Annotated in this window: 12 protein-coding genes; 3 read left to right on the forward strand and 9 right to left on the reverse strand. The window is 43.7% G+C overall.

The features are described from left to right. Positions 1 to 11: 11 nt before the first annotated feature. Together AAFX28_RS04915 and AAFX28_RS04920 are read right to left on the reverse strand one after the other, a co-directional pair. On the reverse strand, positions 12 to 1,826 hold the full coding sequence (locus tag AAFX28_RS04915) for a hypothetical protein (protein WP_408686187.1): 1,815 nt from the start codon (positions 1,824 to 1,826) through the stop codon (positions 12 to 14). 271 nt (positions 1,827 to 2,097) lie between these two features. Continuing rightward, positions 2,098 to 3,075, reverse strand: coding sequence for a hypothetical protein (locus AAFX28_RS04920; RefSeq protein ID WP_408686189.1), 978 nt, complete (start codon positions 3,073 to 3,075; stop codon positions 2,098 to 2,100). Between the two features lie 173 nt (positions 3,076 to 3,248). Here AAFX28_RS04920 and AAFX28_RS04925 point away from each other — a divergent pair, with 173 nt between their 5' ends. Further along, on the forward strand, positions 3,249 to 4,193 hold the full coding sequence (locus AAFX28_RS04925; RefSeq protein WP_408686191.1) for a LysR family transcriptional regulator: 945 nt from the start codon (positions 3,249 to 3,251) through the stop codon (positions 4,191 to 4,193). Positions 4,194 to 4,238: 45 nt separating this feature from the next. Here the strand turns inward: AAFX28_RS04925 and AAFX28_RS04930 are convergent, their stop codons facing one another. Next, positions 4,239 to 5,027: a hypothetical protein gene (locus tag AAFX28_RS04930; protein ID WP_408686193.1), complete on the reverse strand. Its 789-nt coding sequence runs from the start codon at positions 5,025 to 5,027 to the stop codon at positions 4,239 to 4,241. A gap of 305 nt (positions 5,028 to 5,332) precedes the next feature. Here AAFX28_RS04930 and AAFX28_RS04935 point away from each other — a divergent pair, with 305 nt between their 5' ends. Further along, on the forward strand, positions 5,333 to 5,824 hold the full coding sequence (locus AAFX28_RS04935; protein ID WP_408686195.1) for a hypothetical protein: 492 nt from the start codon (positions 5,333 to 5,335) through the stop codon (positions 5,822 to 5,824). Further along, the gene (locus tag AAFX28_RS04940) at positions 5,817 to 7,931 is read left to right on the forward strand and encodes an ATP-binding protein (RefSeq protein WP_408686197.1); all 2,115 of its coding nucleotides are present in this window, start codon (positions 5,817 to 5,819) and stop codon (positions 7,929 to 7,931) included. The genes AAFX28_RS04935 and AAFX28_RS04940 overlap by 8 nt, the downstream gene beginning before the upstream one ends. Before the next feature lie 72 nt (positions 7,932 to 8,003). Here AAFX28_RS04940 and guaD read toward each other — a convergent pair whose 3' ends face one another. The 6 genes from guaD to AAFX28_RS04970 form a co-directional block, all read right to left on the reverse strand. Next, entirely contained in the window at positions 8,004 to 9,341 is a 1,338-nt protein-coding gene (gene guaD / locus AAFX28_RS04945) for a guanine deaminase (RefSeq protein WP_408686199.1), read from the reverse strand. Positions 9,342 to 9,380: 39 nt separating this feature from the next. Then, positions 9,381 to 10,232, reverse strand: a complete 852-nt coding sequence (gene xdhC / locus AAFX28_RS04950) for a xanthine dehydrogenase accessory protein XdhC (RefSeq protein ID WP_004411205.1) — start codon at positions 10,230 to 10,232, stop codon at positions 9,381 to 9,383. A 30-nt stretch (positions 10,233 to 10,262) separates the two neighbouring features. Further along, complete coding sequence (gene xdhB / locus AAFX28_RS04955; RefSeq protein ID WP_408686201.1) at positions 10,263 to 12,650, reverse strand: xanthine dehydrogenase molybdopterin binding subunit; 2,388 nt, start codon at positions 12,648 to 12,650, stop codon at positions 10,263 to 10,265. Further along, positions 12,643 to 14,088: a xanthine dehydrogenase small subunit gene (gene xdhA / locus AAFX28_RS04960; protein WP_408686203.1), complete on the reverse strand. Its 1,446-nt coding sequence runs from the start codon at positions 14,086 to 14,088 to the stop codon at positions 12,643 to 12,645. The genes xdhB and xdhA overlap by 8 nt, the downstream gene beginning before the upstream one ends. A gap of 312 nt (positions 14,089 to 14,400) precedes the next feature. Continuing rightward, on the reverse strand, positions 14,401 to 15,132 hold the full coding sequence (locus AAFX28_RS04965; protein ID WP_408686205.1) for a GntR family transcriptional regulator: 732 nt from the start codon (positions 15,130 to 15,132) through the stop codon (positions 14,401 to 14,403). A gap of 199 nt (positions 15,133 to 15,331) precedes the next feature. Continuing rightward, positions 15,332 to 16,993, reverse strand: coding sequence for a methyl-accepting chemotaxis protein (locus tag AAFX28_RS04970; protein ID WP_408686207.1), 1,662 nt, complete (start codon positions 16,991 to 16,993; stop codon positions 15,332 to 15,334). Between the last annotated feature and the right edge of the window lie 184 nt (positions 16,994 to 17,177).

Raw genomic sequence — 17,177 nt, forward strand, 5'->3', positions numbered from 1 at the left:
AGAGCTAATAGTTACTTAGCTAAACGTGTTTGAATGCGAGTCCTGATGTTACTAAGTTGCGATTGGTCTAGATCCTTTAACTTAGAACGGTCGATATTCTTTAGGCGCTCGCCTTGACCAAAATCAGGGTCAGTAACGATACGGTCTTTGATTTCTGTTTTAATCTGATGTTTGACCCATTCAGCACCATTCGCTTCGATACTCATAAGAAGTCTGATAGCTTGAGCATTACGTTCAGCACCTAAAGAATCTTGATTACGACCTGCAAACTTTTGTAGTCCGTCAGTCGTAAACTCTTTGTCATATGCAGCATTGATAGCACTTGTCACGGTATCCCATGAACCAACGTGATTGTATGCGTCGTTCATAAGCGTTTGAAGCATTGATACATTGCCATTCAATGTCAGGTTGTTCATTAGAATGATTTGTTTACCAGTCAGCTCACCTCCTGATAGCATCGTGAAAGCCATCTCGTTTTTTTCTTCAGCGGAGAAATCGCTGAAGCCAGACTGCCAATCAAGGTAGTCGCCCATCATTTCAAATCCCGCTTCTTTAGCTAGAGCTTCGAGAGCTTTCTTGTCTTGGGTGAACTCACGATTCTTGATGCTATCATTGTCATAATCCGCCCATTGAGGTGCATCAACTCCCCATTCTGGAGAATTGTCTAAATCAGGAAGCTCTTGCCCCCAAGTATTATCCACGTCTACTTTGTAAAAACCACGATCGTGTCTCCAATGGTAAGTCGTTTGACCATCAGAAGATGTGAATGTCATATTGTGGTTGCCAGCATTACCTTCGCGGTAAGTAATTGTAGCGCCTTCATATTTAGAGTTGTTATTGAGTGTTACAGAATAAGTCGTTGCACCGTTACCATTTACTGATGATGTGATTGAACCCAGTGGCTCATTGTCTGCATTGCGTAAGCGAGTACCATCATTAGCTATGTAAGCCACGACTTCGCCATTATTCATGAGCGCTTTACGACCTTTTTCGTCTTCACCAATAGACCATTGAGCTTTAAGACCGTTATCTGGTCTGTTATCCATTTCTGGTAATGTCTTATCAATCGCATTGATCAGTTGACGTTCTTGGATGTTAGCCAGTACATCTGCGCCAGTCTTTACCGTTGCCCAGTTTCCAGTGCCGTTACCTTGCTCTTTCTGAACCCAAACTTCACCACTGTATGTGCGGTGCAGGTTGTAGTTTTCACCTTCAACAGAGAACGAGATATTGCGGTCGTCGGTACGATTCACGTTATGAAGTTTAACGCTCTCACCGTTCACCATTGTTACCAATACATCATTGCCAGTTACATGGAACGTAGCACCCTCTGAGCCAGTAATTGTAAAGTTGTCTATTGATGTTACGTCGAGAGTTGCACTGCGAACTTCTTCACCATTAACGTACATGTATGCAGTATCACCGTGCGTAATTAGATTGATATCGCGAGGAATATCATTATCTACACCTGGAAAGCCCGGAGTATCGTTATCTGCGATTGGGAAATCGTCATCTATAGTAGGTGATGAATTGCCACTACTTGAAGAACCACTAAATAGCGCAGCAGTAAGACCAAGAGCACCACCGCCAATTGCTTTCCACATGCCTGACTCATCTTGTTGATACACTTTGCCGTCAAGTTCTACGATCTTGCTATTTTGTGCATTAAGCTTTGCCATGGTTGCGGTATCAATAGATTCCATTTGAGACTGAATGGTTTTTTCTGTTGCTAAGTTAGCTTGCTCAATATCTACTTTTTGCGCTAGAACGTTGCTTGAAAATGCGGTTGTAATCAAAGCGGCTAAAATTGTTTTATTCATGTTCATGTAATTAAGTCCGGTTTATCTAAGTTAGAGTTAAAATTTATTTCGGACCATCCTTGGAAGCGATGCGTGAATATTAATGGCTTCTTTTATTTCTGAATATTCATCGATTTTAAAGTAGATGTTAAGCTGAGCTTAATAAGTTTTATTGATAAGTAGTGCTTTAAAAAGTTAGTCTATTCATAAAGTTAAGGTTGGAATGATAGAAAAGACAAAATAGATAGGGCTGACACATGGCCAGCCCTATCTACTTTTATTGGTCAACTTAATGAAGCTACTTTCCTTTAACTGTGTACATATTGTCTGCTTGTGCTTTGACGAGTGCAGCATCAAGAGGTAGATACATTCTAACTAAGAAGTTGCCACCTTTTTCTACTGTTGCGTTACCTAAACCTAGCTCGCAGTTGGTTGTGAATGAGAAAGAATTGCCATTATCTTTCATCTCACTGTGCGGAATATAAAAATCATTTTCATGAATCCAGCCATCAGCACCATAGAAAGTAGCAGATAAATAACCGTTGTTTTTCCAATCTAGGGACGGCTTCTCAATGGTCCACGTTTGGCATTCGTCGGAAGTAACTTGCAGAGGCACATATTGAGCGGTATCCATAGGTAACCCACCCCAGCCATAAGCTGCAGCGTACAGGTAGTTATGGGGATCAACATCTTCTAGCGTTTTTCCGAAGGCGTTGTGCCCAGCAATAGGTTGCTCTCCGGAATTGACCTGACGAACTAACTCATCGCGAAAAGCAATAACTTCATCGGCATCAAAGCCTTTTGATGTGTATGGTCGCGCTGCATTTGCTTCAAACTTTAACTGACTTTGGCGATGTTTTGTGTCGGTGTAGTCACCGTTATCGCGTGTTCTTGCTAGTAGGTAAACATACTCACCTTGAATGTCATCTGCTGTTACTTTTAGGGTTTCACCATTTTTCACAACTTGGTGGAATAAATGGTGCTCATCAATAATGTGAATAATCTGAAATTCATCAGATTTGGGTACTGTGAATGTAGCTCCTTTACTGACATCAACGATAGCAATGGAGTAGACAACATCACGGTTAGAACGGATCACTTGTTGGTTCTCAATACTCACGGGATCATCATGCATCCATGTGTTCACGCCGGCTTTTTCTTGTACGCCTGTAAAGTACCAATCAGATTCAGCAACAACGTAGTTGTCCATTGTCACGGGTGCAGCCACACAGCTGAAGGTGCCCATTAGAGATAAAGTTAGAATCGTTTTTTTCATATTTTTGCTCGCTGATTCGAAGGTTTAATCATCGTCCTTCTAAAACTTGCCGAATCAGCGTGGCAAAGTGCTCGCTGACTCGTTTTCCATTACCTATGTCTGCGATGATAAAGAGCCAATTAAAACTCGAATATTTGAATTTAGTTACCTTGCTGTTAAGCTGAGCTTAATATGTGGATGAAGTCGAAGGACCAATGATGAGTAGCGATAAGTTTAAAAATCTCGATTTAAATCTCCTAAAGTTGTTTTCTGTTGTATATCAACAGCGTAACTTAAAGAAGTCTTCTGAATTGCTATTTATTTCCCCTCCTGCAGTGAGTCAAAACATTAATAAGTTGCGAGACCACTTTGAGGACGAATTATTTGTTAAAACTCCAAAAGGTTTTGATACGACTCCGTTCGCTGACAGTCTTTTCTCCGCTTTGTCTCCAGCTTTAACTCATTTGTCCAATGCGGTGAATACTCACGGCGAATTTGAACCTAGTGACCTTGATGGCACTATCACTGTCGATATGGGGCAGCAAATCATTCCTTGGCTCTCTCCGATGATGTTTGCTGAGATTTCAAAGCAGTGTCCAAACGTGACTTTCGCTTCTCACAATATGACCACTGAAACGCCAGCTATGATGAAAACGGATCAGGTAGATATTGCAGTTCAGTTTCAGTTTTCTAATACGACAAAAGATATCTACGAGCTACCTTTAGGAGAAGTTAATTTCGTTGCGGTGGTGAGAGAAGACCATCCTTTTAAGAAAGAAACAGCAACGATTGAGGAGCTTTTAGACTACGACTTTGCTCTCGTTGAAATGCCGTTTTTTAATACTTTCCATACTTCCCTCATTGAGCAAGTTGTCGCTAAGAAAGGCCTAGATATTAATGTGGTTCATAGGAGTACATCGGCCATCAGTATTCGCGAGATTGTGTTGAGAACAGACTTAGTTGTTCCGGGACTAGAGAACTTTGTAAAACATTGTGGAGAGGGGCTAAGAGCAATAAAAGTAACGGATGTTGAAGAACTTACGACGTTGCGTTTGTGTGCCTATATCCATAAGAAAAATAGAAAGAGTAAGAAGCACTTATGGTTGTATGAAATGATGAAATCACTGATTGAGGTTTAAAAGCTGACAAGCGAAGAAGCAGGTCAGCTCGCTTTCACCTATTGATTAAAACTGGTAATTAAACTCAATACGATGATCACCATCGTTGTAGTTGGTGTTTTCTGTCCAGTTGGCAAAATAGCGTACATTGGCTCTTGGCATTAACTGATAACCAATTGAAAACTCATGGGTCATGATTGAGTCATCCTGCTGAAACCCAGTATCCTGGTATGCTGATGAACCAGAAATTGTGCCCATATACATTGGGTTATAATTGAGCCAAATCTTTTCAGTCATTTGCATTTTTGCGTACATACCTGCCACGTAGAACGTACCATGTAGGTTATAACGATCTCGAACCTGGTTAGAGTCTAAGTCTCCACCCGTTGTCCCGTCTAACTCCTCTCCTGCGGCAATGCCTAAGCCAGCTAGTGGGTAGAAGTTGAACATTCCTAGTTGTGGCAATGCTTGAATGAAACTGTAAGATGCTGAACCTTGGTTGCGATCAAAGTCCCAGTTCATATCGACTTGTGCACCACGACCATTAGTCAGGTCAACACCAAAATTTCTAAATCGAATCGAGTCGATGCTGTCATCGCTATTACGGTTGCTCCAGCCTAGAGCCTCGCCGCCAAAGCCTTTAACTTCGAGTACATTCATTCCCATTGTCGAATCATTGCCCGTATCATAGGTTTGGCCGAGCTTGATGTTGAGACCTTTATCTGTGTAACCAAAGCCTGCTTGGGTGTAGACCGCCAAAGGGTCGGACATATCTTGAATTTCAGACTCTTGTGCCATGGAAAGCGGTGCAATAGAAAGGGATGTTAGAGCCAGAATAGACCTGCGTATAAACATTTGTAACCTCGTTAAGTGGTAGGTCTACGTCCATGTAGAGTTAAGACTAACCAGAACTGTACAAATAGTTTGTGTGTGCCGGAATTCACAATCACTTAATCAGGTGTTAAGTGGGGCTTCATAAAAGTTACATATCATTCGTTGACTGCTTCGGTTCGAGATTCCGAGAAACGCCGCGAATAGTGTTCACAATATCAACTCACTCAATACCAGATGTGACTTCTACTTAGCATTAGAACATTGACTATACTCGTTTTATTGAACCTTGATTGATGCTCATTAACCTAGTGAGATGGAGACGCCATATGAAAAAAACGTTAGCTGCCAGTCTGTTATGGGTATTTAGTCAATGCGTATTCGCGCTGGCCCCTCCGACTGGAGAACCTATTTTGTGGGTGTCGGGAAATATTACGCAATCAAACGCTGAAGTAGGGGCTGAGTTTGACCAAAGCATGATTGATCAAATGGTTCAGCGCACCGTCAAAACCAATAACCACGTGGTTGAGCAAGTTGTAGAATACAAAGGCCCTGCAATCAGTAACATCTTGAGGTTAGTGGGCGCAAAAGGGGAATCCATAAAGGTGATTGCCTGGGATGACTATGTTGTGACAATCCCAATATCTGACATTAATAAGTATCAAGTAATTCTCGCGACTCATGAGGCAGGCAAGCGAATGACAATCGATGACAAAGGTCCTCTGTTTGTTGTTTTCCCTTTTGCAGACTACGCGGAACTGAGGAACGATTTTTTCTATAGCCTTTCGGTGTGGCAAGTGAGAGAGATTATCGTTGAGTAAAGATCAAGTAGAACGCTTCTGGAAACCCGGTCTTGCTTTTTCAATTGTTATTGGAACGCTGTGCATATCTTTAATGATGATGATTGGCTATGTGTTTTATTCCCAGTCTGAAATCAAGAATGTTTCGCCACAACCCTACGTGACCATAGTTAACAACAATATCTCGGCTAAAGGTAAGCTGTTGTTGGTTAAAAATGAACTGCTTTTATTTTCGGCTGATCCATCTAGTAAAGCACTCGCGAAACTTAAAATGAAAGCTCGGGTTCACCGCGCTAGTATTTTTCAAGATTTTGAAGCGGATAGAACCCAACGAATACACGCGCAGTATGGCAATCTGAAAAAGCTGTCTAGAATGCTCTTAGATATGGAGCTCATGTTTACTCGTATTAATAGCCTAAATGTTGCCGATGACGCATTAACACTATCAGTGCTCAAAGAGTTAGATATTGTCTACCGTGACCTCAATGTGTATTTATCTAATTTTGTCTCCAATGTGCAGAAAAACCAGATGGAGTTTGTCCAATACAAAGAGGACTTTTATGACAGTCAATCGATCTATTTGGGTATTATCTTACTGTTCTCTATGCTAATGATTGGTGTGATTTCATGGATGTATGTTAATCAGATTCGACTAAGTCAAGATCTGCATGAACGTACAGAGCGTATCGAAGAGGCGAAAAAACTCGCCGAGCAGAGTGCAACGGCAAAGGCCCGCTTTTTGGCCAATATGTCTCATGAGATGCGCACGCCACTTAATGCAGTGATTGGACTAAGCCAAAAAGAGTATTTTTTGCAATGTGACGAGCAAACGCGTCAGTTTACTTCTCTAATCAACAGCTCTGGTCAGCATTTGCTCAAGCTTATCAATAGTGTTCTCGACATTAGTAAAATCGAACAAGGAAAAATAAAGTTAGAGCAAGATACGTTTTATTGTGATGAATTGTTGGATGTCTCAAGAACCATCTTCATTGAGATGAGCAAACCGGGCGTTGAGGTGTATTTCTCAAGTGCGATGAATAAGCGTTATCAAATCGTTGCAGATAAAACCAAGTTGCTGCAAATCGTCAATAATCTCAGCTTTAACGCCGTCAAGTTCACCAGCCACGGTTTCGTTGATATTCATTTTGATTTGGATGTTCAACAGCAGCAAATGATCATTACGATCAAAGATACAGGCATCGGAATGACGGAAGAGCAGCTCGAGAACGTCTTCAAAGAATTTACCCAAGCAGATGAATCCATCACTCGTAAATATGGAGGAACCGGTCTTGGGCTTTCAATTTGCCAGTCTTTAGTACAGTTGATGGGCGGAACGATTCAAGTCAAAAGCCAGCTTAAATTGGGTACGACATTTATCGTGAGTGTGCCGGTTAAGGTGATTTCTGAGCAAAGGTTAGAGCTATCAGCCGATTTAATTGAGCAAGTCAGAGTAGTTGCAGATCATGCCATTATAAAACCAGTGGTTGTGGATGAGCTTTCACGTCTTAACTTGTACTCTCCAAATGGAAGAATCCTCGTTTACATTCACTCACCCGCAGATGAGATCGATATCGTGCAAATGATGGGCTCACTTCCAGAGGTAAAACACCTGATAGCTTTCGCTGATGTGCATGCAGAACTACCAGATTTGAACAACCTTACTCGATTAAGCAAGCCTTATGATGTGTACACACTTTTTGATGCATTATCGCATTTATCGTCAAATGCGAATGAAGAATTCACATTGGAAGAGAGTGAAGAAGGGTCTGCTTTTTCTGTCTTGCTAGTGGAAGATATGAAGGTGAATCAAATCGTTGCTCAAAAGATGCTTACGACGCTTAACGCCAAGGTTGAGATTGCGAATGACGGACAAGAGTGCCTTGATGCACTGAAAAAGGAGCAATTTGATCTGATCTTGATGGATATCCAAATGCCAGTAATGGACGGTATTGAGGCGTTAAAACGAATTAGGAGAGATAACTTAGCGCCTGGCTCAGCCATTGTTGCTCTGACTGCTAATACATTTGAAAAAGACGTCATTTCTTACTTGGAATTAGGCTTCAATGATGTGTTACCTAAGCCAGTTCGTTTGGATTTGATGGCACGCGTAGTGGCAAAGTACGAGTAAAGAAAACGCTCCCCACAAGGAGAGCGCTGAATGATATGTAGAGAGCGTTGGGTTAACGGACCCTGTTATTGTTTAGCTAGCGAACTTCTTTACGTCGATCTGCCCTTGAGCGTCGTAAGCTTTTTCACCGTAGATAAATGTTTCACAAACAGTGCGGTCATCACCTAAGCTCATCAAGACAAACAGTTTCTCTTCAAGCGTGGTTGCTTGGTGCATTCTAAAGCGCATTAGCTGTGTCGCATGTAAATCAAGCACTACAAAGTCGGCTTCTTTACCCACTTCCAAGTTACCAATCTTATCTTCAAGATGAAGCGAACGTGCGCCGCCGAGTGTTGCCAAGAAGAGAGATTTTAATGGATGAAGCTTTTCTTGCTGAAGCTGCATGATTTTGTACGCTTCACTCATGGTTTGCAGAATCGAGAAACTGGTTCCTGCGCCGACATCGGTGCCCATTCCGACTCTGACGCCGTGCTCTTCAAGTTTTGGTAGCTTAAATAAACCTGAGCCTAGAAACAGGTTGGAAGTTGGACAGAAGGCGATAGCAGACTCGGTATCGGCCAGGCGTTTACATTCACAGTCCGATAGATGGATCCCGTGAGCGAACACGGAGCGCTTGTGCAGCAAACCATAATGATCGTAAACATCAAGGTATGAGTCACGTTCTGGGAACAGATCTAATACCCATTCAATCTCTTTCTTGTTTTCAGAAAGGTGAGTGTGCATATACACATCAGGGTACTCTTCAAGAAGTTTACCCACCGTTGCAAGTTGCTCTGGTGTACTGGTTGGCGCGAAACGAGGGGTTACGGCATACAGTAGTCGATCTGTGTTGTGCCATTTCTCGATAAGCTCTTTTGACGCTTCGTAGCCCGACTCTGGGGTATCTGTTAGGTAATCTGGCGCATTACGATCCATCAACACCTTACCCGCGATCATGCGCAGTTTGCGCTTTTGAGCTTCCTCGAAGAACACATCGACCGATTCTTTGTGCACGGTACCAAAAACCAGTGCGGTTGTAGTGCCGTTGCTTGCGAGCTCGTCAAAAAATAGCTTAGCCACTTTATGCGCATAAACTGGATTTTTGAAGCGACGCTCCTCAGGGAAGGTGTAGTTCTCAAGCCAGTCAAGCAGCTGTTCACCATAAGAGGCAATCATGCCCGTTTGAGGGTAATGGATATGGGTATCGATAAACCCTGAGGTAATCAGCTTATCTTCATACTCAGTAATGCTGATGTTTTTGGGCTGGCGAGCGAGGACTTCTTCAGTTTCGCCGATATCGACAATATGGCCGTCTTCAACGACGATCACACCATCATCAAAAAACTGATATGAATTATCCAGACCGACATCTTTCGGGTCAGCGATGCTGTGCAAAATGGCTGCACGATAAGCTTTGCGTTGCGTTGTCATTGTTACTTCCTTTTAAAACTCAATTGCTGTGCAATCGAGTTAGGCGATTTTCTCTTCCAACTGGGAATCGCTCTGTTGATTACTTTTACTGTGTGCCGTAGGGCGCTTTTGTTCAAGTGGAATACCCTGATAGTGTGCGATGAGTTCACCTGCAACCGACACAGCGATTTCAGCTGGGTGTTTGCCATTCACCATGCTGACACCAATTGGGCAAATCATAGTGTCGATCTGTGCATCGGTGTAACCACGCTGCGCTAAACGCATATCGAACTTCTTACGTTTGGTCAGTGAGCCAATCATGCCGAAATAGACGCTGTCATCACGGTCGATGATGGCTCTTGCTAGATCGAAATCGAGCTGGTGGTTGTGAGTCATCACCAAGTAGTAGCTGTTTGGTGGTAAGTCACGAACTTCACCCACTGGATCATCGGTGACTAGTTTGGTGACATTTCGTGGCAGTTCTTCAGGGAACACGTCATCTCGTTCATCAATCCATGTGACTCGGAAAGGAAGGGTGGAGACGATATGTAAAAGGGCTTTGGCGACATGACCAGCACCGAACACAACTAGATGCTTTTGAGCGGTGCCAATGGGTTCAAAGCTCAGTGTTGCCATTCCGCCGCAACATTGACCTAAACGAGCACCAAGATTAAAGCGTTCTACTTTTAGTGAGCGTTCACCCGCAATAAGCATTTCACGAGCCATTTTGGTCGCTACATGCTCCAAATGACCACCACCAATAGTGGCAATCAGTCGGTCACGGGTCACCAGCATTTTGGTCCCGGCATCCCTTGGCACAGAGCCACGGTCTTCCAATACCGTTACCATCACACATGGTTCGCTGTTTTTTTCTAGTTGTGCCAGTTCATGAATCCAATTGTCCTTAAACATACGTCTCTCCTTGAACGGTTAAGCCCTTTGTTATGCTTCCTGAGTGCTTTGTTGTGAGGTCTTTTGCGGCTGAGTTACTTTAGAAATTGCCATCAGAACGCGCTCTGGTGTTGCTGGTGTATCCAGTTTTGGAATTGCACCATCTACAGCAACAGAAGCAATAGCATCTCTTAGAGCGCTCCACACTGACATACCAAGCATGAACGGAGGTTCACCCACAGCTTTTGAGTTGAATACCGTATCTTCTGGGTTTGCTCTGTTTTCCAGAAGATGGGTATGGAACTCTATCGGCATATCTGCAATCGCTGGAATCTTGTAACTTGCCGGACCGTTGGTCATCAATCGGCCTTGTTCGTTCCAAACCAGCTCTTCAGTTGTTAGCCAGCCGACACCTTGCAAGAAGCCGCCTTCAATCTGGCCAATATCGATCGCTGGGTTAAGCGATGCACCTACATCGTGAAGAATGTCTGCACGAAGGATCTTGTATTCACCAGTTAACGTGTCAACCACAACTTCTGAACAAGAGGCACCGTAGGCGTAGTAGTAGAACGGACGGCCGCGTGCTTTCTCATGATCGTAGTAGATCTTTGGCGTACGGTAGAAACCAGTGCTCGATAGCGATACTTGGTTGAAGTAAGCCAATTGAACAAAGGATTCAAAGGTCATGATTTCATCACGGATGACAATCATGCCATTTTTGAATATCACTTCCTCTGGCGAGACTTTGAAGTGGCTAGAGGCGAAGTCAATCAGACGTTGTTTGATCGTCAATGCGGCGTTTTGGGCTGCTTTACCGTTGAGGTCGGCGCCCGATGAGGCTGCGGTTGGCGATGTGTTCGGTACTTTGTCGGTATTGGTAGCGGTGATTTGGATACGTTCAACATCAACTTGGAACTCCTGTGCAACGATTTGTGCCACTTTGATATTCAAGCCTTGTCCCATTTCAGTACCACCGTGATTCAAATGAATACTGCCATCGGTGTAGATGTGTACTAGAGCACCTGCTTGGTTTAGGAAAGTCGCCGTGAATGAAATACCAAATTTCACCGGAGTAATCGCTAAGCCTTTTTTCAAGATTGGGCTTTGCTTGTTGAACTCAGCGATGGCTTTACGGCGTGCGTGATAGTCACTGCTTTGTTCAAGTTGTTCGGTAATTTCTGGTAAGAAGTTATCTTCAACCGTTTGGTAGTAGTGAGTGACATTGCGTCCTTCACCACCATAGTAATTCGCTTTACGTATTTCGAGTGGATCTTTGCCTAAATATAGTGCAATTTCATCCATGATGTGTTCAATCGTCATCATGCCTTGCGGGCCACCAAAACCACGGTAAGCGGTATTTGATGCTGTGTTGGTCTTACAGCGATGACCAGTAACGGTTGCATCACCCAAGTAGTAGGCATTGTCAGAGTGGAACATAGCACGATCGACAATCGAGCTGGATAAATCTGGTGAGTAACCACAGTTACCGGCAACAATGATCTCAGAGCCTTTAATCACACCATCATCATCAAAACCAATTTTGTACTGGTTGTAGAATGGGTGACGTTTACCCGTCATGGTCATATCTTCAGCGCGAGGCAGGCGCATTTTTGTTGGACGCTTGGTCAGGTGAGCAATCACGGCTGCCATACAGGCAGGAGCTGCTGCTTGGGTCTCTTTACCACCAAAACCACCACCCATACGACGCATATCGATTACGACTTTGTGCATCGGTACACCCAGTACTTCAGCAACTAACTTTTGTACTTCGGTCGGGTTTTGAGTAGAGGTGTAAACGATCATGCCACCATCTTCGGTTGGCATTACGCTACTCACTTGGGTCTCAAGGTAGAAGTGCTCTTGACCACCGATATCAATATCGCCCTCAATCACGTGTTTTGCGTTAGCGATGGCTGTTGCAGAGTCACCACGTTTTTGCTGGTGGCTTTCTGTAACGAATAGCTCTTTCTCAAGTGCTTCTTTGACATCAAGAACAGGTGGCAGCGCTTCATACTCAACGATAGCCGCTTGAGCCGCTTTACGTGCTGTTTCCATATCGTTAGCAGCCACTGCAATGATCGGTTGGCCGTAGTATTGTACAAGACCGTCAGCAAGCAGTGGATCACCAGGGAAAACCGCACCTATGTCCAGTTGACCTGGAATGTCTTCGTGGGTAATGGCGATCGCAACGCCTTCGAATTCATAACATGGCGAGACATCAAGCTTAGTGATTTTCGCATGTGCTTGCGTGCTTAAACGAGCGTACACATGAAGCTGGTTAGGAAACTCTAAACGGTCATCAATATAAACTGCTTCACCCGTTACTTGTTTTGGGGCGCTGTCGTGTTTTACGCTTTTACCAACGCCAGTTTTAAGATCCTGCTTTACGATGGCGACCATCTCGTCATGAGATAGGGTCTGATGGTGTGCGTTAGACATAAGACGTTACCCTTGTTTCAATCTGGTTGTTGTGATGGTTCTGCTCGATGTAGAAACGACGTAGCATATTGGCCGCTGTCATTGAGCGATACTCTTTGCTCGCACGGAAATCGGACAGTGGTTCAAAGTCGTTGAGAATCTCTTTCATCGCTTCGTCGACATTTGCCTGAGTCCACTCTTTTCCTAACAAAGCGTTTTCACAGCGTGTGGCGCGTTTTGGCGTTGCTGCCATCCCGCCGAAGGCGATTCGAGCGCTAATTACTTTGTTATCTTCAATTTGGATATTGAAAGCGCCACATACTGCAGAGATGTCATCATCTAAACGTTTAGACAGTTTGTAAGCACGGAATGTCTCATTGTCTTTCGGCTTTGGAATGATCACTTGCTCGATGAATTCACTCTCTTGCTGAGCAGTGACTTTGTAACTGATAAAGTAGTCTTCGATTGGCATAACACGAGACTGTTTTCCGCGACGCAGCTTCACCTGAGCATTCAACGCGATGAGGAGTGGTGGCGCATCACCGATTGGAGAAGCGTTACCAATGTTGCCACCTAGTGTGCCTTGGTTACGAACTTGCAGTGACGCAAAACGGTGGAGTAATTCACCAAAATCGGCATAGTGACTAGTAAGAAGCTTGTAGGCATCACTGATGGCAACGTTAGCGCCGATATGCAGCGCATCTTCACTCTCTTCACACACTTTCATATCTTCAACTTGAGTGACGTTAATCAGTGTTTCGATTTCACGGTGGAACTGAGTCACTTCAAGTGCCAAATCCGTACCGCCCGCCACCAGTTTGGCGTTAGGATTTGCGGAGTAAAGATCAGCCAGCTCATTAACGCTACGAGGAAGGTACGCGGTTAAGTTGCCATAGCTCAGGCTTGCTGGCTGTTCTTGTAAGGTTTGCAGTCTTGCGATGGTGGTCTTTTCCAACTCAACGAACTGGTCCATCAATGGCTCATCAGACGCTAAAGACAAAGCGGCATCAACTATTGGACGATAACCTGTACAGCGACATAGGTTACCTGCCAGTGATTCCATCACGTCTTCTTTATTTGCTTCTGGTTTGTTCTTACTTAGTGCGAACATCGACATGATAAAACCAGGAGTACAGTAGCCACATTGTGATCCGTGGAAGTCGACCATTGCTTGTTGCGTAGGGTGCAATTTATTTTTGTTTTGTAGATCTTCCACAGTAATTAGCTGTTTGCCGTGTAGGCTAGAGACGAACGTCAAACAAGAGTTTACGGAGCGGTATTGAAGCTTCCCGTCGATTACTTCACCAAGTACCACGGTACAGGCGCCACAATCACCTGAGCCGCAGCCTTCTTTTGTTCCTGTCTTTTGTACTTCTGTTCTCAGGTACTGAAGTACTGTCATATTTGGTGACAGTTCACTCTCTTGTCTGAGTTCTTGATTGAGTAGGAAAGTAATCAAGAGACCTCCTTGTGCATTGACACTATTGTTCCGATGTAATTTTTCTGACCTTCAGGTCAATAATTGGCTAATTTGACCTCAAGGTCAACTTTATTTTTACAATAATGCAACATGAAAACGTGGTTTTTATAACAGGATAATTCGGCGTTATGTCTTTAAGGTTATGTATTTAAAAGATAAATTGTTATCTTTAAGTGATAAATCTCTATGTAAAGATTTTTAATATTGTATTTTATTTTGTGTACAATTTTGTTGGAGGGATTAAAAAACCCAGCAGAGCGCTGGGCTTAGAATTTTGCGAGATACTTTAGACTATCGATTATTCAGAACATCAGAAAATACGACATGCAGGTCATTTGAGGCTGCATTGCTATCAAGGTTCAGCTTAGAGCGGATGTGGTCTAAGTGCTCTTGCATTAAGTCTACGGCACGAGTTGCATCTCCAGACTCTATCGCATCAAGTAAGTTTTCGTGTTCATCCAGCGAACAGTTTGCATGATTGCCGGTTTCATATTGGGCGATGAGTAGTGAGGTTTGTGAGACAAGGCTGCGTTGAAACGCAAGTAACGGCGCATTGTTGGCCATTTCAGCAAGCTTAATATGAAACTCACCTGAAAGACGTAAGCCTTTACCATAATCATCATTGTCAAAGGCTTGGTTTTCTTTCTCTACTAAGCGGCGGCACTCTTCAATTTTTGCTGGCGTCGCATGTTCAACCGCTAGTTCAGTAATGGCAAGCTCCATCACTTCACGAGCTTTAATGATTTGCTTTGCTTCTTCTTTTGTTGGAGCAGAAACCATTGCACCGCGATTCGGACGGATGCTAACCACTTGCTCCATAGATAAGCGCAGTAGTGCACGTCGGATTATGGTGCGACTTACATTGAAGATTTCTGCAAGCGCTTCTTCGTTTAGTTTGGTCGCTGGTGGCAGACGCTGTTCAAGAATTGCATCGAAGATGTGGCAGTAGACAACGTCATCTTGTGTTTGACCGGCGACTTTAGTCTTTACATTTTTTGCCACAGAATTTTTTAGATTTGCCATAGGCGGCGTTCACTCTCAAACCATTTATTTCCCTGATAAAACAATCATACTTTACTTTGTATACATGTGGCTAGCATAGCGACATTTTTGCGACTTTGAACTCATCACCAACAGAGTTAGAAATGAAACAATTTGATAACACGCCTGGAGCTTATAAAAAAGCCGCCAGTGATTGGCGGCTTTATCGTTTTAGGTCAAGTTATACCGTAAATCGGCCAACTAGCTCGTATAGTTCATTAGCTCGACTTTTCAGCGCTTGGCTACCGTTACGGTTGTCATTAGCAAGTTCTGCCGATTGCGAACTTTGGTCTGAGATCACTACAATACGTTGCGAGATCTCTTGTCCAACTAGGCTTTGCTCTTCGGTTGCTGTTGCAATAAGTGAGTTCATGTCCATGATTGTGCCAATAGAATCTTGAATCTGAATCAAAGCTTGTGCCGCAGCATTGGCTTCTTCAACAGTAGTAGCACCACGTTTTTGGCTTGATTCCATTGCTTTGACTGCGTCGTCAGAGGCTGCTTTGAGCTGCTCAATCATCTGATGAATTTCACCAGTACTGTCTTGAGTTCGACTCGCTAGTTTACGAACCTCGTCCGCAACCACGGCGAAGCCCCTGCCTTGTTCACCAGCTCGTGCCGCTTCGATCGCTGCATTCAATGCAAGTAAGTTGGTTTGTTCGGCAATGTCTTGAATAACCGCGAGAGAAGAGGAAATATTCTGAACGTCACCTTCAAGGCGAGAAATCACTCCGCTGGCTTTGGATACTTCTTCCGCTAGTGCTTCTACGGACTGAACTGATGAATTCACAATATCCTGAGCTTCTTTGGCGTTGTCATCTGCTTCTTTTGCTGAGTGCGCTGCTTGACTCGCGTTATTGGATATCTCGCTCGCGGTCGTGGTCATCTCTGTCATTGCTGTAGCAACTTGCTCGGTTTCTTCTCGTTGACCTGAAGCAAGTTCATCAACTTTGGCTGCTCGCTGCGACATGTTGTTGGTTTCATCAACTACTTGTTGGCCGACATCAGTGACGCTTCGGATTATGTCCTGCAGGCTCGCAACGAAGGCGTTGAAGTTTTTGCTGAGCTTCGAGAACTCCGGTGCTTTGAAGTCTTCCATTCTTGCCGTTAGATCTGCATCCCCACTGGCAAATGAACTAATGGATTGATCAAATAGTTGAAGTGGTTTCATGATAGTGCGATTCACAGCCACAGCAAAAATAGCTACGATGATCGCAATAACTAAGCAGAATACAATGATGGCAGATAGGGTAGTTTGCAGGGCGCTGGTTGTCGCGTTTTCCATTTCTGCAACAATGGCATCAATGTCGTCGGTGTAGAAACCGGTGCCGAGCATAAGATCCCATTCGGGCACAAAAATAGAGTAGCTGAGTTTAGGCAGTGCGACGGTTTCACCAAGCTTAGGGAAGTAGTAGGTGGTGAATTCCCCAGTTTTAGAATTACGGATTAAGTCCTGAATTAGGTAGTTACCTTGCTTATCTTGAAGGTTCCAATAATTTTCCCCAATGCCTTTGTCGCTTTTCCCGACTGCAACGCGAACACCTTTCGAATCGTAACCAAAGACATAGCCAGATTTGCCATATTCAAGCGTTTTGAGTGTTGGTAGCGCTTCCTCTAAAGAAGCTCCGCGTTCCAGAAAAGGGGTGATAGCTGACTTAGCCATTTGAATATAGTTTTTAAGTTCCGCCTTTTTCATGTTCATCATGTTAGTGCGGGTGAGCTCTATTTGTTGTTCATTTAACTCTGTTGTTTTCATGTAGGTGAAACTTAACATCCCCAGAGCGATGACTAGCAGCGGAACGAGCGCCAAAATATAAAGGCGGCTACGAATAGTAAGACTCATACAAGCATCCTGTCTTTGTATTAATGGCTACAGCACTCAAAAAAGACTAATGAATCTGATTCGAATCTGAGCCGAGTTATTGGATTATAATTTTATAGTTCAAAAGTTTACTTTATAAGATTAGTCAATTTATCGGCTCAGGACTGTGAAACTTGATAGGTTTATTAGTCTTAGTTATTAGACA

Origin of the sequence: Vibrio sp. TBV020 (assembly GCF_046056895.1) — a bacterium.
Classification (GTDB): Bacteria; Pseudomonadota; Gammaproteobacteria; order Enterobacterales; family Vibrionaceae; genus Vibrio.

Bases quoted from the DNA above. Each gene is read 5' to 3' on its own strand.
- AAFX28_RS04915 (WP_408686187.1), bottom strand. From the start codon at position 1,826: ATGAACATGAATAAAACAATTTTAGCCGCTTTGATTACAACCGCATTT.
- AAFX28_RS04920 (WP_408686189.1), bottom strand. From the start codon at position 3,075: ATGAAAAAAACGATTCTAACTTTATCTCTAATGGGCACCTTCAGCTGT.
- AAFX28_RS04930 (WP_408686193.1), bottom strand. From the start codon at position 5,027: ATGTTTATACGCAGGTCTATTCTGGCTCTAACATCCCTTTCTATTGCA.
- AAFX28_RS04935 (WP_408686195.1), top strand. From the start codon at position 5,333: ATGAAAAAAACGTTAGCTGCCAGTCTGTTATGGGTATTTAGTCAATGC.
- guaD (WP_408686199.1), bottom strand. From the start codon at position 9,341: ATGACAACGCAACGCAAAGCTTATCGTGCAGCCATTTTGCACAGCATC.
- xdhC (WP_004411205.1), bottom strand. From the start codon at position 10,232: ATGTTTAAGGACAATTGGATTCATGAACTGGCACAACTAGAAAAAAAC.
- xdhB (WP_408686201.1), bottom strand. From the start codon at position 12,650: ATGTCTAACGCACACCATCAGACCCTATCTCATGACGAGATGGTCGCC.
- AAFX28_RS04965 (WP_408686205.1), bottom strand. From the start codon at position 15,132: ATGGCAAATCTAAAAAATTCTGTGGCAAAAAATGTAAAGACTAAAGTC.
- AAFX28_RS04970 (WP_408686207.1), bottom strand. From the start codon at position 16,993: ATGAGTCTTACTATTCGTAGCCGCCTTTATATTTTGGCGCTCGTTCCG.